This window comes from Anaerozeibacter quisquiliarum (assembly GCF_051162045.1).
Classification (GTDB): domain Bacteria; phylum Bacillota; class Clostridia; order Christensenellales; family Aristaeellaceae; genus Anaerozeibacter; species Anaerozeibacter quisquiliarum.
Map to the genome: position 1 here is coordinate 55,921 of NZ_JBISDI010000015.1, position 21,580 is coordinate 77,500.

Consider the following 21,580-nt stretch of genomic DNA (forward strand, 5'->3'; position numbering starts at 1 on the left):
CGTGCGATGGCGAGTTGAATTTTCGTCAGATCGTGTTCGCAAAAGACGAAGGCGTAGCAGCGCTACGTCGAGGATTTTGCGGGCGCGAGATGGCGAAAAGGCAGCCGCCATCGCGCGTGGGATTTGATCAGCGCTTACCTAGCTAGTGTATCATCAGCCTGGCCTGGCGCGCCATCCCGCCGAGCTGCGTCTCGATCGCCTGCGCGATCCGGTCGACCATCTGCTTCGCGGACTCGTCGGGGGCCTCCAACTGCGCCTTGAGCTGGGCGTAGGCGCTGCCCTCGATCTCGCCCCGGCGCTTCTCGAGCGTCTTTTCAAACGCGCGCCGCGTGAACAGCGTCCGCATGAACGCGGGCATCACGAACTTGTCGAGGTGCTTCTTGGCCAGCGTCGTGCCCATCCGGCTGGCGATCAGCCCCACCGCAAATCCGACGACCAGCCCCATCGGCCCGGCCATGACCAGCGCCACGCCGCCGCCGCCCAGCAGCGCCGCCACGAGCGAGGCCGCGACCACGTCCACCACCGCCTGTACCCAATCCAAGTTCAGCAGCGGCACATGCCCGACATCGAGGCCCCCGATCGCCTCGGGCGCGCCGCCGGGCAGGCGCAGCGAGGCGGGCGGCAGCTGGCTGCGCGCGCAGATCGGGTCGGTCAACTCCTCGAGCACCGGGCGCAGGCCCTCTATCCATCGCTCGGTGACCTCCTGCGCCGCGCGCCCCAGCGGTCCGTCCTCGAGGCTGCGCTTGAGCGCGTCGGTCATCGCCCCGCCGATGTCGCCGATCGCGCGCAGCTCGCCCGAGCGCCAGCGCGCGAACGCGTCGGGCCCGCAGCGCGCGACGATCTCCTCGGCGATTGCGGGCGCGAGTGCGCGCATCAGCCGAGGCAGCGCCGCACGCACCGCCTCTTCCACCGCGTCCGAATCGATCAGCGCGCGCACGTCCTCCTCGAACCGCTCGGTGCGCCGGTCGACGCGCAACGCGTAGCACAGCCCGCGCGCGATGGCGAACTCGGGCTCCACGCCGATAACCAGCCGCGCGCGCGGGAACGCCCTTTGCGCCATTTCCGCCATGAAATCCATGCGCGACGCGCCGCCGGTCAGCATGATCAGCTCGGGCGGGGCGTCGGCCAGCTGCGCCTGCGCCCGCTCGAGCGCGGCGCGGTAGGCCGACAGGTAGCTCTGGCCGCCGAGCGACTCGATCGGCTGGTTCAAAACAGCGTACATGTCCGCGTCGTCCGCCCGGATGTCGAGCGTGATCGGCGGGTCGTCATAGTACAGCTTGACCGACGACTCGCAGGGCAGCGGGTAGCCGCCCTCGCCCGCCTGCGCGCGCCGGGTGAAGTACATCTCCTTGACCTTGCGCGCCTCGAGCTCGGCGAGGGCCGCGTACTGCGGGCAGGCCTTGAAGATGGCGACGATTCCATCGCGCTTCGGGTGGCGCGCCACGTTGCGTCTGAGCAGCATCCGGTCGATCAGACCGCCGCCCAACGCGTTCTCGCCGAAATCGACGGCGGGGCGGGCGGTCAGACGGTCGATGAAGGTGAAGTCGGTGGTGGAGGAACCGGCGTCGATCACCAGCGCCGGGCGCGCGAGCGCCTGGTCGGACAGCCCCAGCTCGCCCGATTCGCGCGCGTACAAAAAGGCGGCGCGCGACTCGCTAATCACCGACACGTTGTGGAAGCCGGCCTGCTCGAACAGCCGCCTGTAGGCGGCGCGCGCCTCCTCGGGCCAGCCGGAAGGGCAGCCGACGAAGGTTAAGGTACGCGCCGGGTCGGTGAGCTTGCCGGCCCGCTCGAGCTGCGCGCGCACCCCCTCGGCAAACTTCAGAATCAGCCGCCCGGCCACCGCCCTCTCGCGCAGGTAGCGGCGCTTGAAACGCGCGTACAGCCGCTCGGCGTCCATGATGAGCGCCGGCTCGCCGATCAGCGCGGTGCCGCCCGATTCGCCGAGCACCGTCAGCACGCTCTTGCGCCCCATAAGCTCGAGCAGCATCGGCGGAGCCGTCGCGCCCTCGCGCAGCCAGGCCACGGCACTCTCGCCGTCGCCCAGGTCAAGGCCGAAATAGTCGGTAATCTCTATCATCGCTTAACCGTCACCTGCCCGCGCAGCACCAATGCGCCGTCCTGATACACCGCCGGCCGGACGGTCGTACCGCCCGTACGCGCGGGCAGCGGGTCGAAGTCATTCGGGTCGGCGTCCCCGTAGCGGGCAAACCGCACCCCCGTGCGCTGCAGGGCGTCGGTCAACTGCGGCACGCTCTTGAGCGCGAACGCGCCGTCGCCCGTTTTCTCGGCCTCGAGCAGCATCTGCATGGCCTCCAGCAGCGGCGCGCCCACCGGCGCGGCGGAACTCACCTCGGGCCGGACGCACAGCGCGTCGATCTCGCGGCACAGGTGCGCCATGCGCCGCGACAGCTCGCGCGCATCCGCCTTGGTCGTGACCTCGGGTCGGACCGGGGCGGCGTCCGGGCGCCTATGCGCCGTCAGCGCCCAGAGCGCCGCGGCCGCCAGCGCCAGCGACGCCGGCCAGGGCTGGCCCGACAGGTACAGCCAGGCGGCGAGCAGGAGCGTCAATCCGGCGGGCGCATAGCGCAGCAGATCCTTTACCCCCGACCGTTCGCGTTCGGGCCGTTCAGCCACCATCCGCACGTCGGCCTGCGTGGCCGATTCCAGGCACATGAGGGCGGCCTTGGCGGCGCGGCAGGCGGCATGCGCGCGCTCGCGCGCGGCGGCGTCCGCCTCCTCGAGCGCGCGCTCGTCGGCCAAGGCGTCCATCAAGGACGCCGCCCGTTCGGCGGCCGCGCGCACATCGGCGCACGCGGCGAACGCCGCCTCCGCTTCCGCCGCGCGGCCCGCGTACAACTGCTCAAAATTCATGGGTGCGACCTTTCCAAAGCGGGTGCTCCAACTGCACGAACGCATGCCCGTACGGCCGGCGGATGCCCAGATTGCGAAAGCCGACCTTGTGACACAGGCCGAGCATGACCGCGTCGTCCGCCCTGCTCATCAGGTTCATGCGCGTATACCCCCGGCGGCGCGCCCACGACAGCGCCGCGGTCATCACGGAGCGGCCCAGCCCCTGGCGCTGGCACTTGGGATGCACGCACAGCCGCGCCAGCACGCAGGCGCGCGCGTCCGGTGCGTCCTCGGGCCGCGCCGCCTCCAGCAGCGACACCGCGGCCACGATCTCGCCCGACTGCCGCGCCACATACAGCCCGTTAAGATCGAGGTCATGCTCGGCCGCCTCATAAGAAGGGCCGTCCCCGGCGTCGGCGTTCAGCTCACCGTGCAGCGCGCAGGCGCGGTACAGCGCCAGCACCTGATCTATGTCCTCATGGTGAGCCCGATTCAATATTGCCTTCATAGGCGGTATTTTAGCACAGTTTCTCCGAAGATACAACCGTTGCGGGACGGGAGAACCTATGTTATAATTGCTCCAAAGCACCGCACATAAAGGAGGCTACAGATCGATGGGATGGTTCGACAGCCCGGAAGAACGACAGCGCAAGGACAACCTGCGCCTGCTCGAGGACAAGCGGGTGGCGTTTGCCAAGCGCCTGCGCGAAATGGGGCTTAAGTCCGACCGCGCGCTCTACTGCCAGGTGGGCGGCGGCTTTCACGGCATTGCGCTGTGCGGCAACCAATTTGTATACATCACCGGTCCCGCACCGGGCGAGGACGCCGACTTCACCGCATCGGTTCATTCGGGCGTCTCGATCCAAACCGAGCAGGTGACCGTTCCCTCGGAGGGCATGGGCGGCATCCTGGGCTTCGGCAAGCGCGGCGCGCAGGGCTACAGGCTGCATTTGCACTTCCCCGACGGCACGGACGGCGAGCTCGAGTTGCTGTCGGGCATGAATTGCGTGTACGAGCACGACAAGGGAACCGACCTGCTGTTTGACGCGGGCCGCCGCCGGGGCGACGCCAACTTTGTGTGGAATTTCAGGCCGATCGAGCCGCGCGCCGTCAAGGCACTGCTGCAGCGCTGGCTGACGGCGCTGGGGGACGCGATCTGATGAGGCGTTTGCGTACGCGCATCCCGGCCTTATTGCTCTGCGCGCTGCTGACGGCGCCGGGGAGCTTTGCCGCCGCGCAAGCCGACGCCGGAGGGCTGCCCGCGACGCTGGGGACGGGCCGGCGCGCGGAAGCGCCGACGCGGCGCGAGGGCACGCTGACGCGCGACGCCGACGTGTGCGAGTCGCCGGGCGGAGCGGTGCTGGCGCGGCTCCCGGCGGGTACGCAAATCGCGGTATGCGCGATGGGCCAGGGTTGGTTCGAGGTCGAGTACCGGCTGCGGCGCGGCTACGTCGATCGCGGCTGTCTGGCGCTCGACGGGGACGCCACCCCGGGGCTTACCGGCCGCACGCTGTACGCGGTCACCCATGCGACGTTTACGCCGAGCGCGGGCGGCGAACCGCAGGCGCTTGAGCCGGGCGACCGGGTGCTGCTGTTCGGCATCGACAAAGATCAGGCGCGCGTGGGGTTCGAAGGCCGCGCCGGCAGCGTGCCGGCGGACGCGCTGGCGATGGACGAGGAGCGTTGCTACCGGCTGAACGTGCCCGGCGACTCGATCGAGGATTTGCAGTTAAGGCTCGAGGCGCTCGGCTACTACGACGGCCGGCCCACGGGCATCTTCGACGCGCAGACCGCCGAGGCGGTGGTGCGCTTCCGCGCCGAGGCGGGGTTCGGCGACGCCTTCGCCCTGGACGACGCGGTCAACGCGCGCTTGTATGCCGCCGACGCGCCGCCGTGCCCGCTGACGGTTTCGATGCTGCAAATGGGCGACAAAAGCGATGCGGTCGCGCGGCTGCAAGCGCGCCTGGCCGCGCGGGGCTACCTGAAAGATCCCGCGCCCGGCCGCTACGACAGCCTGACGGCGCAGGCGGTGATGCTCTACCAGTCGGTCGAACGGCTGCCCGAGACCGGCGCAGCCGATCGGGTGACGCTGCGCCGGCTGTTCTCGCGTGAGGCGCGCGCATTGCCGGCGGGCAGCCTCGCCGCGACGCCTGAAAACGCGCCCCGGCTGCCGGGCGGGGTTCGAAATGTCGACTGGTTCGAGGGCGATGTGGCCCGGGTGTTCGCGATCGGCACGGTCGCCACGGTCACCGACGTGCCCACCGGCATCAGCTGGCAGATCATGCGGTGCGGCGGCTACAACCACGCCGACGTGCAGCCGCTGACGGCCGGCGACACCGAGCTGTTCCGCCAAGCGGCGGGCGGCACGTGGACCTGGATGCGCCGGCCGATCTGGGTGACGATCGGCGCTATCCGCTACGCGGCGTCGATGAACTGCATGCCGCACGGCAACGGCGTAATCAAGGACAACGCCTTCCCCGGCCACCACTGCGTACATTTTTTGAATAGCCGCACCCACGGCACCAATCGCATCGACGACCGCCACCAGCTATGCGTATCGGTCGCCACGGCCAGCCTGAGTCATCAGCCGGCGGCGCTCGCCGCCTGGACGGAGATGGTCAATACCTACTACACAAACGAGCCCGACGAGGCCGAACAACTGGCGGAGGCCGCCCCGGTGCAAGGCGGAGCGTACCCATGAGCTCGGCCGGCAAGTACATTTTGCCCGGCACGCTGATCGGCCTGATGGCGCTGGGCGCGGCCTTCGACCTGCCCATCTCCCGGGCGTTCCACGCTCCGGACAGTCTTTTCGCGCGCTTTTTTGCGGCGTTCGGTCAGTTTCCCAGCTACGCGCTGGCGGCGTTCTCGTTCTTTGCGCTCGCGGCTGTGCGCCGCTCGGGCGGACGGGCGTTCGGCGCGCCCGACGCGGCATGGGTTGCGCTGGGCCTTTTTGCCTGCGCGCTCGCGCCCGGCCTGGCGCTGATCGCGCTGAACCTGCCGCTGCGCTGGGCGGCGCCGCTGGGCCTTGTGCTGGCGTTGCCGCTGTGGCGGACCGCCCGGCGCTGGGCGCGCGGCGATGCAGCCGCACTGGCCAAGGCCGCGCTGGTCATCGCGCTGACCATGATCTTTCAGGAGGCGGCGGTACAGCTGATTAAGCTGCTCTGGGGCCGGCCTCGCTACCGGACGATTTTGGCCGACAATGCGGCGTTCCTGCCCTGGTTCCGGCCGGCGGGCCGCGCGCTCGGCGAGGCGTTCAAGTCGTTCCCCTCGGCCCATTCGTCGGACGCCGCGGTGACGGTTTGCGCCATGCTGCTCGCACCCTTCGTCCCGGCGCTGCGCGGTCGGCAAGGCATTGTGCCGGCGACCTGTGGCCTGTGGACGGTCTGTGTGATGCTGTCGCGCATCGCAGCCGGCGCGCACTTCCTGTCGGACGTGGCCGCCGGCGCGCTGATCGCGCTGTTGGCCTACCGCGTCGCGCGCCGATTGGCCGATCGGCCCGGCTTCATGGGGAGGTGCGGATCGTGAAGCAATTGCTGTTCAGCTTCGCCTGCGCGCTGCGCGGCATGCGCCGGGCGCTTAAAAGCGAGCGCAACTTGCAGATCCACCTGCTGGCGGCGGGCGCGGTGTGCGCGCTGGCGCACCTTTCCGGCGTCGAGCCCTGGGCCTGGGCCGCGCTGATCTCGTGCTCGGCGCTGGTCGTAGGCGCGGAGTTGCTCAACACCGCGCTCGAGGTGCTGGCCGACCGCGTGGAGTCCAAGAAAAACGCCCTGATCCGCGACGCCAAGGACGTCGCGGCCGGGGCGGTGCTTTGTTGCGCGATCGGCGCGATCGCCGTCGCCTGCGTGGTGTTCCTGCGCGCGGAGGTGTTCGCCACCCTGTCGCGCCGCCTGCCCGCGCTCGCGGGGCTTGCCGTGGTCGCGCTCTTCAGCCTTGTTTGCATCCTGCGCAAGCGCTGACTCAAATCCCCCCCACAAGGGGGGATTGGCATCCCACCCCATCAATCGATCAGCGCTTCCCCCACCGCTTAAGCATCGGGAAGAATCCCTGCATCGAGGCGCGCGCCTTCTCCTCGGTCATGCCTGGGTTGCCCTGCACCATGTGAGGCACACAGAACTCGATCATCTCGTCCATCGTCACGTCGGAGGTAAATTGACCGGCCTGATAGCAGTAGTGGCAGAAATCCGCGCTCCGGCGGCCGTCCGCCTCGGTGCCCAGCGTCGCGTCGTCGATCGGCATCCCGCAGGATTGACAAAAGCGCATCTCCATGGATATGTCCCCCTCTCATTTGGTGCCCCCATTATACCGCGCATACCCTGACACGGCATGTCAGCTTTTCAGGAAAACGATGAATCATCGTTCCCCTGATACATCGCCCACACATTTTTCGCCGCCTCGCGCAGCAGCAGGCGCATCCACATAGGTTCGAGCAGCTCGACCCCGGCCCCGAACGACAGCACGTGCGACATAAGCCACGTCCCGGCCGGCATATGCGCGGTGACGCGCAGCGTGCCGTCGTCCAGCACCTCGACGCATCCCTCGTCGAACTCGTCGTACACGCGGTAGGCCAGCCGGGGCGCGAACAACAGCACCACCTTCTCCGCCGAACCGAGGCGGACGCCGGGCTCCGCCGCGGTCTGCGGGCGGGGCGGCAGCGGCCCGCTCGCCGCGCCCAGCTCGACGCCCCGCATGCGGTGCAGCTTGAACAGCCGCCAGTCCCGTCGCGTCGCGCAAAAGGCTTCCAGGTACCACGCCTGCGACTTGTACATCAGCCGCGAGGGACTGACGGTGCGCCGCTCGACGTCGCCGGAACTGGCGGCATAATCGAACGTCAGCGTAAGCTTCTGCGAAAGCGCGCGCACGACGGCGTCGAACTTCTCCGCGTCGCGAGCCTCGCTGCCCCAGCGCGAGAAGTCGACCGACAGCCAATCGACGTCGGTCTCCCCCATCGGCGCGCCCAGTTTCTTGATAAGCGCCGACATCTCTTCGGGCCGCGCGGCCGACACGCTCTTGAGCGCCAGCCACAGCCGCTGCCGTTCCGATTCGCTGAGCAGCGACTTGTCGAGCGTGTACCCGGCCATCAGCCCAATGCCGCCGCCGTGCCCCGCCTGCGCGTACACCGGTATGCCCGCGCCGCTCAACGCCTCCACGTCGCGGTACACCGTGCGCACCGATACCTCCAGCCGCCGCGCCAACTCCGGCGCGCTGAGCATCCCGCCACCCATCAGCTCGTACACCATCTGGAACTGCCGCGCGATCGACATGCCGATCCCACCCCCACCTGTCGAGATTCTACCACAAACGCAAGGCGCTCGCCCGTCCCGCGATTGCGGAACGGGCGGGCGTCGGTGTGCTTAAAAAGCCTAGTCGCCCTTGCGCCTGGCCGATTGAGCGACCACCGCGCGCTGGATGCCGATGAACAGCAGCAGCAGCGCTCCGATCACGATCTTGGCCCACCAACTGTTCAGGTTGCCGTTGAAGGTGATCAGCGCGGGGATCGTGGCCTTGAGCATGACGCCGAACATCGTGCCGATCATGTAGCCCACGCCGCCGGTCAGCAGCACGCCGCCGATGACCGCGGACGAGATCACGTCGAGCTCCGCGCCCGCCAGCGCCAGGTTCCAGCCGGATTTTACGTACAGCACGTAGGCCACGCCCGCCAGCACGGAGCAAAATCCGTTGAAGCCGTACACCAGCACCTTGGTGCGCCCGACCGGCAGGCCCATGAGCCTGGCCGACTGTTCGTTGCCGCCGATCGCGTACACGTTGCGGCCGAACCGGGTCTTCTGCAAAATGATCGTGCCGATCACGATCATGCCGATGAACAGCAGCACGTTCAGGTTGACGTAGGCCACCGGCTTGAGCTTGACCCATTCGCCGTCCCGAAACACCTGGAAGTACCACTTCCAGCCGGCCAGGCTGTCGATCATCTCGCTTCCAATCGAGATCGACTCGCGGCTGATCAGCGAGCATACGCCGCGCGCCAGGAACATGCCGGTCAGCGTGGTGATGAACGGCGGCACGTTCAGGTATTGGATTGTCGCGCCCATCAAGAGGCCCAGCCCCACGCCCACAACCAGCGAAAACGCGATGCAGAGCAGCGGGTCGATGCCCAGTACCGATGTGCCGTAGGCGATGAACATGCCGGTCAGCGAGGCCACCGCGCCGACGGAGAGGTCGATGCCGCCCGTAATCAGCACCATCGTCATGCCCACCGCCGAGATACCGATGTAGGCATTGTCAATGAACATCAGCATAAAGGTGCGCAGGGTCGTGAAGCCCTTGTCGCCGTAAGCCAGCGCGCCCGCCAGGTAGATCAGCAGGAAGATGCCCACCGTGGCGAACACCATCAAATACTTGGGGTTGGTGAGGCCGGCGATCAGCCCCCGGCTCTTCGTTTTTTCATTGCGCATGGACGTTCCCCCCTATCGCGCGGGCCTTGGAGCGCCGGCCCAATGCCCGGCTCAGCGCCCGGCGCACGGGCTCGGATTGCAGCACGATGACCACCGCGATAATCAGCGCCTTGAACGCCATGATCGACTCGGCGGCCACGCCGAAGTAATACACCAGCGTGACGATCGTGCGGATTATCAGCGAGCCGACGACCGTGCCGGCCAGGCTGAACTTGCCGCCGGACATGTTGGTGCCGCCGATGACCACCGCCAAGATGGCGTCCATCTCGTAGTTGAGCCCGGCGTTGTTGGAGTCGCAGGACGAGATGCGGCTGGAGTAGATCAGCCCCGCGATGCCCGACAGGAAGCCGGTTAAGATATACACGATCATGATGATGCGGTCGGAGCGCAGCCCCGACACCCGGCTGGCGCTGCGGTTGATGCCCACCGACTCCACGAACATGCCGAACGAGGTCTTGCGCGTGAACAGCGCCACCCCCAGAACCACGACGGCGCTGATGATGATCGGCATCGGCAGCGCGAACAGGCTGCCCTGCCCGATCACGCGGAACGGCGCGTACAGCGTGGTGAACTGCTTGCCGTCGGTGGCGATTTGCGCGATGCCGCGCCCGGCCACCATCAAGACCAGCGTGGCGATGATCGGCTGCATGCCGAGCTTTGAAATCAGCAGACCGTTGAACGCGCCCATGACGAGGCAGGCTACGAGCGGCACGGCGACCACCAGCACGAAGGGCATGACCGTGTAATCGCCGGGCGTCGGGTACTGGTTCACGTCCCAGCGCAGGAATTTGAGCGCGAACGCGCCCGCCACCGCGACCAGCGCGCCGACGGACAGGTCGGTGCCGCCAAGCGCGATGACCAGCGTCATGCCCATCGCGATGATCGTGATCTCGGCGGAGCGGTTGACGATGTCCACCAGCGAGCCGTAGAGCATGCCGGTCGTGGCGTTGTACTCGATGCGGAAGAAGTCGGGCCGGATGATCAGGCAGGTGAGCAGGATCAGCCCCTCGGCGATGACGGCCCAGGTCAGCTTGGAGCGGAAGACGCGCTCTATGACCGACTTGCGCTTCACGCGATCTCCCCCCCTTCGCCCGCGATGATGTGCAGGATGTCCGCCTGGGTACAGTCCTCGCCGTCCACCTCGCCGGCCTTCGCGCCGTCGCGCATGACCACGATGCGGTTGCTGCAGCGGATGATTTCGTCGAGTTCGGAACTGATGAAGATCACCGCAATGCCGCGCTCGCACATTTCCAGCATCAGCCGCTGGATCTCGGCCTTCGCGCCCACGTCGATGCCGCGCGTCGGCTCGTCGAGGATCAGCACGTCGGGCTCGGTGGCCAGCCAGCGCGCCAGGATCACCTTCTGCTGGTTGCCGCCCGACAGTTCGCCCACCTTCTTCTCGGCGTCGGGCGTGGCGATCGACAAAAGCCGGATGTACCGCTCGGCCAGCGCCTGCTGCTCCCGGAGCGGCATCGGCTTCATGAAGCCGCGCTTGGCCTGCACCGCCAGGCAGATGTTCTCGCGAACCGACAGATCGCCGATGACGCCGTCGCGCTTGCGGTCCTCGGGGCAGAACGCCATCTTGCGGTTGATCGCATCGAGCGGTATCCTGAGCCCCACCGTCTCGCCGTTGACCTTGACCGTGCCGCGCGCCGGACGGGTCACGCCGAACAGCATCTCGGCGGTCTCGGTGCGGCCGGAGCCGAGCAAGCCCGCGAAGCCCACGAGTTCGCCCTCGTTCACCGTCAGCGAGATGTCCTCGACCTTGCCCGGCACGCCGATGTGCGCGGCCTCGAGTATCGCGCGCGCGTTCGCTTTCTTGGCCGCGCGCTTGAGGTTGAAAATCTCGTCCATGTCCTTGCCGATCATGCGGGTGACGAGGTCGAGCTTGCTTATCCCCTCCGCCCGAAACTCGCCGACCAGCCGGCCGTTGCGCAGCACGGTCATGCGGTCGGAAATGGCGAACACCTGGTCGAGGAAGTGGGTGATGAAGATGATGCCCAATCCCTGCGCCTTGAGGCCCCGCACCACGCGAAACAGCTGCTCCACCTCGCGCTCGTCGAGCGAGGAGGTGGGCTCGTCCAGGATCAGAAGCTTGGCCTTGACGTCGACCGCGCGCGCGATCGACACCATTTGCTGCACGGCGGTCGAGTAGAGCGACAGCGGGCGGGTCACGTCGATCGCAAGACCCATGCGCGCCATCAGTTCCCCGGCGCGCCGGTTGATCTCGCGCCAGTCGATCTGCCATCCGCGCATCGGCTGGCGGCCGACGAATATGTTCTCCGCCACCGTCAGGTTGGGGCACAGGTTGATCTCCTGGTACACGGTCGAGATGCCCATGTCCATCGCGGCCTGCGGCGAGGTGGGCTTTACCTTTCTGCCTTCCAGCAGAATTTCGCCCGCGTCCATGTGGTGCACGCCGGTCAGACACTTAATCAGCGTGGACTTGCCCGCGCCGTTCTCGCCGAGCAGCGCGTGAACCTCGCCCTTGCGCAGCGTAAAGTCGACCGAGTCCAGCGCCTTGACGCCGGGGAACTCGATCTCAATCCCCTTCATCTGCAAGATGATGTCCTGCAAAACCCATCCCCCCCGTTTGCGAAGGGCGGATGAGGGCGAGCGCCCCCATCCGCCGTAGCTTGTAACCCGGTGCTGCGCTAATACTTGCGCTCGGCGATGACGTCGGCGGCCTTGATCGACAGCTTGCCGTCCGCGGTGTAGGCGATGCCGCCCTCGGCGTCGTAGCAGAATTCTTCCGGATGAATGATCTGCTTGTTGGAGGTCTTGCCGCCCTCGAGGTCCTTAATCAGCTGCGTGACGAACGGGCCGTACAGCGGGGTGCACTCGATGCTGGCGTTCATTTCGCCGGCGACAATCGCGTCAAACGCGGCCTTGGGGGCGTCGCAGCCCACGATGATGATGTCCTTGCCGGGCACCTTGCCGGCGGCCTTGATGGCGTCGATCGCACCCAGCGCCATGTCGTCGTTATGGGCAAGCAGCACGTCGATCTTGTCGATGGACTTGAGGAAGCTCTCCATGACGGGCTGGCCTTCGGCGCGGGTAAAGTTGCCGGTCTGGCTGGCGACCACCTTCAGGTTCGGGTGATTCGCAAGCACTTCCATGATGCCGGTCTGGCGGTCGATGGCGGCGGAGGAGCCGGTGGTGCCTTCGAGAATGACCACATTGACCTCCTCGGCGCCGCGGCCGATCTTGTCCAGATAGTTGACGATCCAGGTCGCCATCCGGCGGCCTTCCTCGACAAAGTCGCCGCCGAACGCGGCCACGTAGTCGATCTTGTCGATGCAGTCGGGCAGGCGGTCGAGCAGCACGAGCGGGATTTCGGCCTCGTTGACTTCCTTGAGCACGTCGTCCCAGCCGGTGTTTACGACGCCGGTGAACAGGATGTAGTCGACGCCCTGGGAGATGAAGTTACGCAGCGCCTTGACCTGGTTGGGCTGCTGCTGCTGCGCGTCGTCGTACACCAACTCCCAGCCCTCGGCCGCAATCGCGGCCTTGACGCTGTCGGTGTTGGCGGTGCGCCAGTCGGACTCCTGGCCCACCTGCGAGAAGGCCACGGTCAGCGCGCTCGCGCTCGCGGCCATGCCCAGCATCAAAATCAGGGTCAGCGTCAGGGACAACAGTTTCTTCATGGTGAAACCCTCCTCTGTCGATTTGGGAGCATCTTTGCCCCGCATGCCCCGATTATAAGGAATTGGCCAGGAAAATAAAAGAAACTGTTTTCTCGACATAAGGCGCAATGTTTTGAAGATTATCTTGTACAAACCGCGACGAATGATTATCTTCCGAAAAAGCGTTAAAATTTTCCGGTCAGCGCCCCTCCTCCTTTCGATAGTCCCTGGGCGACAGCCCGGTGTTCTTCTTAAACAGGTAACTGAAGTAGTGCGGGTCGTTGTAGCCCACGGCGTAGGCCACGTCGGAGGTGCGCATGGCGGTGGACAGCAGTTCCTTCGCGCGCGCGATTCGGGTGGCGGTCAGGTACTCGGTGAAGGTCACGCCCATCTCCTGCGAGAACACCGTGCAGAAGTGGTTGTTGGACAGCGCCACATGGCTGGCCACGTCGGACAGCGTCAGGTTGGAATCATGGAAGCGCTCGGCGATCAGCGCCTTGGCCTTGCGGATCACGCTGCCGTAGCGCGCCGAACCCTGCGAATCGCGGAACTCGATCGCCTTCTCGAGCATCTCGCGCGCCAGCTTAAGCACCGAGGGCGCCGGCAGCGCGGCCGCGCCCTCCGCCTGCGTGCGGAACGCCGCCGGGATCACCTCCTGCGGCACGCCGCCGCTTTCCTTAATCATACGCGACGCCGCCAGCAGGATGTCCACGAACATGTAGTTGGCGATCAGCGTCGACTGCGCCGCGCCCTCGCCGAGCGCCGAGGCGTAGTGCGTCAGGATGGCGTTCACGTCGCCGAGCCCCGCATGCTTGAGCTGCTCGGCGATCGGCGTCACGTCGAGGTCGAGCAGCGAAAATGCCTCCTCGCCGACCACGTCCTGCATGCCCATGATGCGGGGGGCCTGCGCGTGCGCGCCGTTCACACGCATGCGCTCCAGCACCGTCTGCGCGTCCCTGAGCGAAGCGGGCACCTCCGACAGCGCCTCGGCGGTCCCGCCGATGCCGACCAGCAGCCGGACGGCGGTATTGCGCTCCACGTCGTACTGCGCCGCCTGCGCCAGGCCGTAGGCGCGCTCCTCGAGGTCGCTTGCGTTGTCGCCCAGCACCAGCAGCGCGAACGTGCCGCCGCTCTCGCCGCACAAATGCGCCGCGCCGCCGCTGCCGTCGGTCAGCCGGTGCAGCACGCTTTGCACCGGCATCAGCTCGGCCCCGCCGTTCAGCCGGACCTGGGGCGCGAGCAGCATCACGCAGTAGCAGCGCGCCGTCAGATTCAGCTGCAGCGCGCGCGCCCGCTCCTCGATCGCCTGCGCGTCGACGCCGGCGATCAGGTCGAGCAGCAGCTTCTCCTTCAAAAATCGGCTGCTGGAGGCGAACTGCTCGCGGAAGGCCTTCATATTGGCCTGCTGGCGCTTGTCCTCGCGAATGCGCACCGCGATGCGCTCGAGCACCGCGAGCAGCTCCTGCCCGCTGACGGGCTTGAGCAGGTATTCCTTGACGCCGAGCGATATGGCCTCGCGCGCATAGGCGAAGTCGTCGTAACCGCTCAGGATGACCACGTAGATCCAGGGCATCGTGCGCGTGACCGTGCGGCATAATTGCAGCCCGTCCATGAACGGCATGCGGATGTCGGTAATCAGGATGTCGGGCTTGATGTCCTGCAGCATCGCGAGCGCGATCTCGCCGTCGGGCGCTTCGCCCGCCAGCGCGAATTCCGTATCGTCCCAGGGGAAGTTCGACCGGATGCCCTCGCGCACCACAATCTCGTCGTCGACCAGGAATACCTTGTACATCGGCTCAACTCCTCATTGGTACGCGCAGCTTCGTCACGGTGCCGCGCTCGCCGCTTTCGATCTCGACGCCCTGCGTCTGGTTGTAGTACAGCTTGATGCGCTGGTTTACGTTGAACAGCCCGTAGCCCGGCGTGTCGCCGCCCACGCCCGACAGCGCGGCGCGCACTTCTTCCAGGCGTTCGCCGCTCATGCCCGCGCCGTCGTCGCGCACCGCGAGGCACAGGTATTCCCCCTCGGCGCGCCCGGTGACCGTGACCAGTCCCCGCCCGCGCCGGTGCTTGATGCCATGGTAGATGGCGTTCTCGACCAGCGGCTGCAAGAGGAGCTTGAGCACCTGACAGCCGTTAAGTTCCTCCGGGATGTCGATTGTATAGTCGAGGATGTCGCGGTAGCGCGTCTTCTGGATCGTCAGATAGCCGGTCAGGTGCTTGACCTCCTCGGAAAGCGGGATCCAGTCCTTGCCCTGGCTGAGCGAGATCCGGAAGAAGTCGGACAGCGCCCGGGTGATGTGGATCACCTCGTCCGAGCGCTTGGCCTCGGCCAGCCATACGATGGCGTCCAGCGTGTTGTAGAGGAAGTGCGGCGCGATTTGCGCCTGCAGCGCGCGCAGCTCGCTCTTCTTAAGATTCTCCTGCTCGCGCCGGTTTTCCTCGACCAGCCGCTCGAGCTTGACGCCCATGGTGTTGAAGCTGTAGGTCAGCGTTTGCAGCTCGGTCACCGGCGTCTCGGGCGCGCGCGCGTCCCAGTCGCCGCCCGCCAGCGCGCCGGCGAACTTCTCGAGCTGGGCGATCGGCTCGCCGATCGCGCGCGACAGCGAACGCTGGGCGAACGCCGAGAACGCGAGGGTGACGATCAGCAGCAGGATGATTAACGTGAGCACGCCCTCGAGCATGCGCCGCAACTGGTTGCTCACGTGGGCCGCCGCGCCGATCTCGGCGTCGACGTAGGCCTCCAGCTTGTCAGCCACCAGTTCCGACACGCTGCGCACTTCCTCGAGCGTCGCCTCCTGCTCGGCGACCGGCCGGCCGTCCTCGAACTGCCGGCCCATCCGGTCGATGTAGGTCACCAGCGTGTCCATCGTCCGCCGGGCGACCGTAAGCTCCTTCTGGTTGCCGGGCGCGGCGCGCATCAGCGCTTCCATCTCGGCGTTCACGCGCGCAACGATCCGGTACTGCTCGCCTTCCGCGAACGCCCGGTTGCCCGCGACCGCCTCCCACAGCTCCTCGGGAATCCGGGTGGCCACGAGCGGCTTGAGCGCCGCCGTGCGCTCCACCTGGCTGATCAGCGCGTGGTAGCGCAGCGCGTACTGGGTCATCATAATCACGCTGACCACCGCCGGGATCAGCAGCAGCGCCCCCAGCACCACGAACGACACCCGCACGCGCGAGGCGATGCTGCCCCCCACGCCGAGCCGCGTCAGCAGCCGGTCCAATCGGGTGGCCACGCTAGTACCCTCTCGCGGGCAGACTGTCGAGGTTCCCGTCAAACTCGGTAAACACCTGCTCATCGGAATAGGTCATACGCGGGATCGTCTCCCCCGCGGCCAGCCGCTTGGCCAGGCGCATGACGGTGTCCCCAATCAGCGGCGTGCACTCCACCACGCAGTTGATTTTGCCCTCTTTCAACAGGTTGATCGCGGCCTGCTCGCCATCCACGGTGATGATTACGATGTCTGTTCCAGGCCTTATCCCGCGCGCCTCGATCGCCTCGATCGCGCCCAGCGTCATGCCGTCGTTGTGGGAGTACAGCACGTCGATGTTCTCGTATCGATCGAGCAGTTGCTCCATGCGCTCCTTGCCTTTCGAACGCAAGAAATCGCCCGACAGGCTGTCCACGATATGAAAGCGGGGATCGCCCGCAATCACGTCGCGGAAGCCGCGCGCGCGCTGGCGCATCGGCGTGGAGTCGAGCGTACCCGATATCTCGACGATGTTTACCGAGGAGCGCCCCCCGGTCTTCTTGATGAGGAACTCCCCGGCCCGCACGCCCTCCTGGTAGAAGTCCGAGCCGACGAAGCCGGCGTACAGGTCCTGCTGCTCGGTCACGATCATGCGGTCGGTGGTCAGCACCGGGATACCCGCGGCCTTGGCCTCGAGCAGCACATTGTCCCAGCCGTCCTCGACGATCGGCGCGAATGCGATCACGTCCACCTGATAGGCGATGAACGAGCGCAGCGCCTTGATCTGCTTTTCCTGCTTCTGCTCGGCGTTTTCGAACATCAGCTGCACGCCGGCCGCGTCGGCGGCCTGCTTGATCGAGGCGCTGTTGCCGACCCGCCAGGCGCTCTCCGAGCCCAACTGCGCAAAGCCCAGCAGCACCGATTGATTTTTTGGCTCGGGCGCCGGCGCACCGCCCGCGCAACCGGCCGTCATCATGAGCAGCGTCAGCAACGCCGCCAGCATCGCCCGCTTCACGCCGTCCCCTCCCGCGCTGTCGTATCCTTCATAGATTATAAGTTTATGAAGCGGCTTTGTCAAACCACAAACGGTAGACAAATCGCCCGTCTCGTGCTATACTAAATCTGTATCGACGGAAGCGGGGGGACGTTCATGCCGCAGAAGGGCGTCAAGGTGATTGCGCAGAACCGGAAGGCGCGGCATGACTACTTCGTGGAAGAGACCTACGAGGCCGGGCTGGAGTTGCACGGCACCGAGGTCAAATCGATTCGCCTCGGTCAGGTCAACCTGAAGGACTCCTTCGCGCAGGTGCGCGGCGGCGAGCTGTTTGCGGAGGGGATGCACATCAGCCCCTACGAAAAGGGCAACATCTACAACGTGAACCCGCTTAGGCCCAAGCGGCTCTTGATGCACAAGGCCGAGATACGCAAGCTTGACCAGGCGGTGATGCAAAAGGGGCTGACGCTGATTCCGCTGTCGCTGTACTTCAAGGACGGCAGGATCAAGCTGGAGCTTGCAATCTGCAAGGGCAAAAAGCTCTACGACAAGCGCGACGACCTGGCCAAGCGCGACGCCGAGCGCGACATGGAGCGCAGCATGCGCAGTATGAAGGAACGCTACTGACCGACCGCGCGTCCAAGGAACGGACGCGATCACGACCGGCAAACCCATCATGGGGGCGTACTGGTTTCGACGGGGATCTGCGGGATTTGAGAAGCGAGCGGCGGCCCCTGACCGCCATAAAACGGGGAAAAACAATAATTGCGAACGAAGATAACTTTGTTCTAGCGGCCGCTTAAGGCTGCTCGTCGGACCTAAGCCTCCCGCGGCGTAGCAATCCGGCGTCATCAAGGCGGGGAACCAGCTTGCCTAAGCTTTGCCGCAAGTGGGATTTTATGAAGCTACTGAAACCCTGAGCCCGTCCGTGGGCGCTGGGCGGAGGGAATGTCAAATCGCGGACTGCGCTCGGAGATGCTTGGGTTCCAGGGTTTTCGGACAGGGGTTCGACTCCCCTCGCCTCCACCACAAGGAGTGCCGTAGAATAAGGGTTCTACGGCGCTTTCCTTTTTTCTTTCCACCCACTTTCCCACCCACTTAGGGGAGAAATGCGCCCACCCAACGCACATCACGCCGTTGATTGCGCTGCCCGCGCCGGTGTCGATCACGCCCATCAGGATCAACAGGCTCACGACCTGCGCACCGATAGCCGCCAAGGTCACCTTGCTCAAAAATCGATTCTGGTTCATGCTCTTTCTCCTTTCATATCGTCGATTAGCCGGAATACGGTTTCCATATCGCGTTCCAACACAGCTGCTCGTTCGACCACCGAGTTGTGCTTGTTCCATACCGACCGGGGCAGCGAATTCGGCAACGCCCTGATCGACGAATTGCTTGAGAGCTTCCAGATCAACCGCTCCCTGAGCATGAAGGGCTGCCCCTACGACAACGCGGTGGCCGAATCGACGTTCAAGAGGATCAAGGCGGAGTTCGTCTCCTGCCGCCGCTTTGACACGCTCGATCAGCTTTAGTTGGAACTGGCTGACTACGTGCACTGGTTCAACAACGTCCGCCTGCACGGCACGCTGGGCTGCCTGTCACCGGCGGAGTTCAAGAAAACCTTTCCCTCATAATCTCTGTCTGATTTTGGGTTGACAATCCAATATGATGCGGTTATCATACGGCAAGGAGAACTATTTTGAAGTTGTCAGTACCGGCAATGCGTTATGTAGTCTCCCTTGTATGGCATTAAGGAGACAAACAAATGGGCTTTATGCATGAGGGCTTTGCTATGAATGGCTTTTTTCGCGCAATCACCGCGAAGAATGATGTGAATACTGGACGCCAAATAGAATTTGATTACAGCAAAGGGCTGTTCATGTTTGCCATTCTATTCATTCATGCCTTTCAGGTTTTTGGCAAGGGAATGGGCAAAGAAGCATATGCGTACAAGCTGATTTATATGATTTGTACCATGACGGGCGCGTCCATTTTTATTTTTGTGATGGGGCTTGGAACGAAGTACAGCCGTGCGGGAATCAGGGACATGGTTATTTCCGGCTTGAGGCTGATAGGCTATCAGTATCTGGCCAATATCGCTTGTGTTGCGGCACTGGTTCTTCCATATTGCATTTTGCAATTCTTCACGGAGATGTCGAGTTCGAAAGAGGCAGTAGTCTCTATGGCCAAACTGCTTCTCTTTTACATCAACATCTTCTTTTTAGCGGGTGGCATATACCTAATCTTGGCGCTTCTACGGAAAATAAACATGCCGGTTTGGCTGTACGTCGTTCTTGGTCTTTTGATCAATTTGTTCTCTCCAAGCTGGGTCGGGCTAAGTGTGGGAAATGTGGTATTCGACTATATTCTTGGGGCCATATTCGGCGGCACACCATATGCGTCTTTCAGCATTCTGAATTTCTTGCCCTATGCATTTTTCGGGCTTGTGTTTGGCGACATATTGAGAAAAGTGACCGACAAGAAAAGATTTTACGCGATTGTTTGTTGCCTTTCAATTGTGGTTCTTGCCATTTTTTCGATCTGGGTGTTTCTGAAACACAAGGGCTTTGACGCTTTGTATGACTACATCGGCTTGACCTATACCCGGCCTGATTTCATGCGGACAATCGCAAACACCGCTTGCGTCATATTGCTTGCGGGAGCCCTGTTTTTTGCCCAAGGGCAAATAAGTGGCTTTGTAGATCGGCAGCTTATGTACATCAGCAAGCACATTTCCAAATACTATGTTGTACACCAGATTTTCTTCTTTTTGACGCTTGGGCTGAACAAGTATCAGCCTATGGGGTTTTGGGGCTGCTTCGCGTTGTTTGTTTTGGGGACAGTTTGTACTGATGGGATCGTCCGATTTTACAACCATGTTCGTAGAATCAGAGCGATTGGGGAGGCGGCATAAAATGAAGTATGAAAAGTGCTGGTGCTCCGATCCCTTGGATTTGGACGAGTAGGATGAACTCGCGCAAGCCACCCTTGCTCAGGGGTGTCGGCGCAATCACACCCAAGGCGTCAGCCAACCGGCTGACGCCTTTTTTATGGCGGCGGATGTCGCCTTTTCATGCGAAGGAGGCAGACCATGGCCAGCGGACCGAGCGAACTGATCGTAAAGCCGGCGCATGTGCTCGGCGATGTGGGTACTGTCAAGGGTCCTTCGCAAAAAGGATTTGCCGTTTGGTAGCCGGTAGCTAACCGGCGACGGAATCCGACTCTGGGGATTCGGCGACGTCCAGGTGTTTCACACTCATGTAGCGCTTCGTACCCCAAGCGGTGCTTACCACGTGACGAAGACGGGCGCAGACGAGCATCAGCGCTGAATTCTCGTCCGGGAAGGCGCCGACCACCCGAGTACGCCGCCGAATCTCCCGGTTGATGCGCTCAATGACCTTCCTGATCCCTTTGTCCCCTGTTTTGGCATAGCCCCCCGGCGGCACCGCTGAGATTCGCGCCAGCGCGTTGATCGCCGAATTGCGCTTCGCGCAGCCGGCAGTTTTTGACACTTTTTTGGCATCTTTGCGGCCCTTTTACGGTGAATCCCGCCTCCCGGTCCGCTACAATCGAAGCATTGGAAGGGAGGTCGTCCCATGGAAAGCGCGCAAAAAAAGCCGCTGGTGGTGGTCCGGGATCTGCGCAAGGTCTATTCCCTGGGCGACGAGCAGGTGGTGGCGCTGAAGAAAATCAACCTGGAAATCATGAAAGGGGAAATCTGCCTGATCCTGGGCACCTCCGGCTCCGGGAAATCCACGCTGCTCAACCAACTGGCGGGGATGGAAAAGCCCACCCGCGGCGGCGTATGGATTGGCGGCGTTCCCATCTCCCAATTGCAGGAGGAGGAATTGGCCGCTTTCCGCCAGGAGCATCTGGGGTTTGTCTTTCAGTCCTACAATCTGCTGCCCGCGCTCACGGCTACGGAAAACGTGGCCATGCCGCTCCTGTTTCACGGTGTGCCCCGGGAAAACCGGGAACAGGCCGCGATGCGGATGCTTAAGCGAGTGGGTCTGGCGCACAGGCTTTCCCATTACCCCGGGCAGATGTCCGGCGGCCAGCAGCAGCGGGTGGGCATCGCCCGGGCGTTCATCGCCCATCCGTCCGTAGTCTTCGCCGACGAACCCACCGGCAACCTAGACACCAAAACCACCATCGAGATCATCGGGATGATTCGTTCCTTCGCTCACCGCTATGGGGAAACCATCATCCTCGTCACCCACGATCCGGAATTGACCGAATACGCCGACCGCATCGTGACCCTTAAGGATGGAGAGATCATCAGCAACGTAGTAAAGGAGAGTCAATCGTCATGAAAAGCACCTTCCCGTTCCGCCTGCTGGCGCTGCTTCTGGGCGTCCTGCTGGCGTTGCCCATTCAATCCGTCCCCGCACGGGCCAAGAGGAAAACTCCCGCCCAAACGGAGGAAATAACGGCGGAGGCCGCGCTTTCCAAGAAGGACAAGAAAAACAAGGGGAAACCCGAAAAGCAAGGCTACCGCCTGCTGGA

At 64.3% G+C, this 21,580-nt stretch carries 20 protein-coding genes, 1 other RNA gene and 2 pseudogenes; 10 read left to right on the forward strand and 13 right to left on the reverse strand.

The genetic code is table 11. From position 1 onward, the window contains the following. Positions 1 to 142: 142 nt before the first annotated feature. The 3 genes from ACH6CV_RS08560 to ACH6CV_RS08570 are packed head-to-tail and all read right to left on the reverse strand — an operon-like array spanning position 143 to position 3,349. Positions 143 to 2,080 (reverse strand): Hsp70 family protein, encoded by a 1,938-nt coding sequence (locus ACH6CV_RS08560; RefSeq protein ID WP_456357762.1) that lies wholly within the window; start codon positions 2,078 to 2,080, stop codon positions 143 to 145. Beyond that, positions 2,077 to 2,874, reverse strand: coding sequence for a hypothetical protein (locus ACH6CV_RS08565; protein WP_456357763.1), 798 nt, complete (start codon positions 2,872 to 2,874; stop codon positions 2,077 to 2,079). The genes ACH6CV_RS08560 and ACH6CV_RS08565 overlap by 4 nt, the downstream gene beginning before the upstream one ends. Then, positions 2,864 to 3,349: an N-acetyltransferase family protein gene (locus ACH6CV_RS08570; protein ID WP_456357764.1), complete on the reverse strand. Its 486-nt coding sequence runs from the start codon at positions 3,347 to 3,349 to the stop codon at positions 2,864 to 2,866. Before ACH6CV_RS08570 ends, ACH6CV_RS08565 begins: the two co-directional genes overlap by 11 nt. Positions 3,350 to 3,467: 118 nt before the next feature. On the opposite strand from ACH6CV_RS08570, the gene ACH6CV_RS08575 reads away from it, so the two are divergent. From ACH6CV_RS08575 to ACH6CV_RS08590, 4 genes are read left to right on the forward strand one after another with little or no spacing between them, the layout of a single operon-like run. Next, positions 3,468 to 4,013: a hypothetical protein gene (locus ACH6CV_RS08575; RefSeq protein WP_456357765.1), complete on the forward strand. Its 546-nt coding sequence runs from the start codon at positions 3,468 to 3,470 to the stop codon at positions 4,011 to 4,013. Then, a complete protein-coding gene (locus ACH6CV_RS08580; protein ID WP_456357766.1) occupies positions 4,013 to 5,554 on the forward strand; it encodes a peptidoglycan-binding domain-containing protein in 1,542 nt (513 codons plus the stop codon). Before ACH6CV_RS08575 ends, ACH6CV_RS08580 begins: the two co-directional genes overlap by 1 nt. Continuing rightward, the gene (locus ACH6CV_RS08585) at positions 5,551 to 6,378 is read left to right on the forward strand and encodes a phosphatase PAP2 family protein (RefSeq protein ID WP_456357767.1); all 828 of its coding nucleotides are present in this window, start codon (positions 5,551 to 5,553) and stop codon (positions 6,376 to 6,378) included. Before ACH6CV_RS08580 ends, ACH6CV_RS08585 begins: the two co-directional genes overlap by 4 nt. Continuing rightward, complete coding sequence (locus ACH6CV_RS08590) at positions 6,375 to 6,809, forward strand: diacylglycerol kinase family protein (RefSeq protein WP_456357768.1); 435 nt, start codon at positions 6,375 to 6,377, stop codon at positions 6,807 to 6,809. Before ACH6CV_RS08585 ends, ACH6CV_RS08590 begins: the two co-directional genes overlap by 4 nt. Positions 6,810 to 6,858: 49 nt before the next feature. Here ACH6CV_RS08590 and ACH6CV_RS08595 read toward each other — a convergent pair whose 3' ends face one another. The 9 genes from ACH6CV_RS08595 to ACH6CV_RS08635 form a co-directional block, all read right to left on the reverse strand. After that, positions 6,859 to 7,119 (reverse strand): zinc ribbon domain-containing protein, encoded by a 261-nt coding sequence (locus tag ACH6CV_RS08595; RefSeq protein WP_456357769.1) that lies wholly within the window; start codon positions 7,117 to 7,119, stop codon positions 6,859 to 6,861. A gap of 68 nt (positions 7,120 to 7,187) precedes the next feature. Continuing rightward, positions 7,188 to 8,114, reverse strand: coding sequence for a helix-turn-helix transcriptional regulator (locus ACH6CV_RS08600; protein ID WP_456357770.1), 927 nt, complete (start codon positions 8,112 to 8,114; stop codon positions 7,188 to 7,190). 99 nt (positions 8,115 to 8,213) lie between these two features. After that, positions 8,214 to 9,263, reverse strand: coding sequence for an ABC transporter permease subunit (locus tag ACH6CV_RS08605; protein WP_456357771.1), 1,050 nt, complete (start codon positions 9,261 to 9,263; stop codon positions 8,214 to 8,216). Beyond that, positions 9,253 to 10,335, reverse strand: a complete 1,083-nt coding sequence (locus tag ACH6CV_RS08610; protein ID WP_456357772.1) for an ABC transporter permease — start codon at positions 10,333 to 10,335, stop codon at positions 9,253 to 9,255. Before ACH6CV_RS08610 ends, ACH6CV_RS08605 begins: the two co-directional genes overlap by 11 nt. Beyond that, positions 10,332 to 11,819 carry a sugar ABC transporter ATP-binding protein gene (locus tag ACH6CV_RS08615; RefSeq protein WP_456357786.1) on the reverse strand — a complete coding sequence of 496 codons (1,488 nt, stop codon included), beginning with the start codon at positions 11,817 to 11,819 and terminating at the stop codon, positions 10,332 to 10,334. The genes ACH6CV_RS08610 and ACH6CV_RS08615 overlap by 4 nt, the downstream gene beginning before the upstream one ends. A 98-nt stretch (positions 11,820 to 11,917) precedes the next feature. Further along, positions 11,918 to 12,910, reverse strand: a complete 993-nt coding sequence (locus ACH6CV_RS08620) for an ABC transporter substrate-binding protein (protein ID WP_456357773.1) — start codon at positions 12,908 to 12,910, stop codon at positions 11,918 to 11,920. 178 nt (positions 12,911 to 13,088) lie between these two features. After that, positions 13,089 to 14,681, reverse strand: coding sequence for a response regulator (locus tag ACH6CV_RS08625; RefSeq protein WP_456357774.1), 1,593 nt, complete (start codon positions 14,679 to 14,681; stop codon positions 13,089 to 13,091). A gap of 4 nt (positions 14,682 to 14,685) precedes the next feature. Then, the gene (locus tag ACH6CV_RS08630; RefSeq protein ID WP_456357775.1) at positions 14,686 to 16,125 is read right to left on the reverse strand and encodes a histidine kinase; all 1,440 of its coding nucleotides are present in this window, start codon (positions 16,123 to 16,125) and stop codon (positions 14,686 to 14,688) included. Between the two features lies 1 nt (position 16,126). Then, positions 16,127 to 17,095 carry an ABC transporter substrate-binding protein gene (locus ACH6CV_RS08635; RefSeq protein ID WP_456357776.1) on the reverse strand — a complete coding sequence of 323 codons (969 nt, stop codon included), beginning with the start codon at positions 17,093 to 17,095 and terminating at the stop codon, positions 16,127 to 16,129. A gap of 135 nt (positions 17,096 to 17,230) precedes the next feature. Here ACH6CV_RS08635 and smpB point away from each other — a divergent pair, with 135 nt between their 5' ends. From smpB to ACH6CV_RS08655, 4 genes and pseudogenes are all read left to right on the forward strand, one after another. Beyond that, a complete protein-coding gene (smpB, locus tag ACH6CV_RS08640; protein WP_456357777.1) occupies positions 17,231 to 17,701 on the forward strand; it encodes an SsrA-binding protein SmpB in 471 nt (156 codons plus the stop codon). Positions 17,702 to 17,752: 51 nt separating this feature from the next. Beyond that, positions 17,753 to 18,103: a transfer-messenger RNA gene (ssrA, locus tag ACH6CV_RS08645) on the forward strand. A 275-nt stretch (positions 18,104 to 18,378) separates the two neighbouring features. Then, positions 18,379 to 18,708 (forward strand): annotated as a pseudogene (locus ACH6CV_RS08650) (transposase); the annotation flags it as partial. Positions 18,709 to 18,839: 131 nt separating this feature from the next. Further along, the gene (locus ACH6CV_RS08655; protein ID WP_456357778.1) at positions 18,840 to 19,988 is read left to right on the forward strand and encodes an acyltransferase family protein; all 1,149 of its coding nucleotides are present in this window, start codon (positions 18,840 to 18,842) and stop codon (positions 19,986 to 19,988) included. 286 nt (positions 19,989 to 20,274) lie between these two features. Here ACH6CV_RS08655 and ACH6CV_RS08660 read toward each other — a convergent pair. After that, positions 20,275 to 20,469: pseudogene (locus tag ACH6CV_RS08660) on the reverse strand (transposase); the annotation flags it as partial. Positions 20,470 to 20,670: 201 nt separating this feature from the next. On the opposite strand from ACH6CV_RS08660, the gene ACH6CV_RS08665 reads away from it, so the two are divergent. Beyond that, on the forward strand, positions 20,671 to 21,387 hold the full coding sequence (locus tag ACH6CV_RS08665) for an ABC transporter ATP-binding protein (protein WP_456357779.1): 717 nt from the start codon (positions 20,671 to 20,673) through the stop codon (positions 21,385 to 21,387). After that, positions 21,384 to 21,580 (forward strand): hypothetical protein (locus ACH6CV_RS08670; protein ID WP_456357780.1); only part of this gene is annotated, 197 nt, incomplete at its 3' end. The genes ACH6CV_RS08665 and ACH6CV_RS08670, both read left to right, overlap by 4 nt.

What these genes read in the sequence shown, in the direction of transcription:
- ACH6CV_RS08600 (WP_456357770.1), bottom strand. Translation starts at nt 8,114, where the DNA reads ATGTCGATCGCGCGGCAGTTCCAGATGGTGTACGAGCTGATGGGTGGC.
- ACH6CV_RS08595 (WP_456357769.1), bottom strand. Translation starts at nt 7,119, where the DNA reads ATGGAGATGCGCTTTTGTCAATCCTGCGGGATGCCGATCGACGACGCG.
- ACH6CV_RS08605 (WP_456357771.1), bottom strand. Translation starts at nt 9,263, where the DNA reads ATGCGCAATGAAAAAACGAAGAGCCGGGGGCTGATCGCCGGCCTCACC.
- ACH6CV_RS08615 (WP_456357786.1), bottom strand. Translation starts at nt 11,819, where the DNA reads ATGAAGGGGATTGAGATCGAGTTCCCCGGCGTCAAGGCGCTGGACTCG.
- ACH6CV_RS08620 (WP_456357773.1), bottom strand. Translation starts at nt 12,910, where the DNA reads ATGAAGAAACTGTTGTCCCTGACGCTGACCCTGATTTTGATGCTGGGC.
- ACH6CV_RS08625 (WP_456357774.1), bottom strand. Translation starts at nt 14,681, where the DNA reads ATGTACAAGGTATTCCTGGTCGACGACGAGATTGTGGTGCGCGAGGGC.
- ACH6CV_RS08565 (WP_456357763.1), bottom strand. Translation starts at nt 2,874, where the DNA reads ATGAATTTTGAGCAGTTGTACGCGGGCCGCGCGGCGGAAGCGGAGGCG.
- smpB (WP_456357777.1), top strand. Translation starts at nt 17,231, where the DNA reads ATGCCGCAGAAGGGCGTCAAGGTGATTGCGCAGAACCGGAAGGCGCGG.
- ACH6CV_RS08575 (WP_456357765.1), top strand. Translation starts at nt 3,468, where the DNA reads ATGGGATGGTTCGACAGCCCGGAAGAACGACAGCGCAAGGACAACCTG.
- ACH6CV_RS08560 (WP_456357762.1), bottom strand. Translation starts at nt 2,080, where the DNA reads ATGATAGAGATTACCGACTATTTCGGCCTTGACCTGGGCGACGGCGAG.
- ACH6CV_RS08665 (WP_456357779.1), top strand. Translation starts at nt 20,671, where the DNA reads ATGGAAAGCGCGCAAAAAAAGCCGCTGGTGGTGGTCCGGGATCTGCGC.
- ACH6CV_RS08585 (WP_456357767.1), top strand. Translation starts at nt 5,551, where the DNA reads ATGAGCTCGGCCGGCAAGTACATTTTGCCCGGCACGCTGATCGGCCTG.
- ACH6CV_RS08580 (WP_456357766.1), top strand. Translation starts at nt 4,013, where the DNA reads ATGAGGCGTTTGCGTACGCGCATCCCGGCCTTATTGCTCTGCGCGCTG.
- ACH6CV_RS08655 (WP_456357778.1), top strand. Translation starts at nt 18,840, where the DNA reads ATGGGCTTTATGCATGAGGGCTTTGCTATGAATGGCTTTTTTCGCGCA.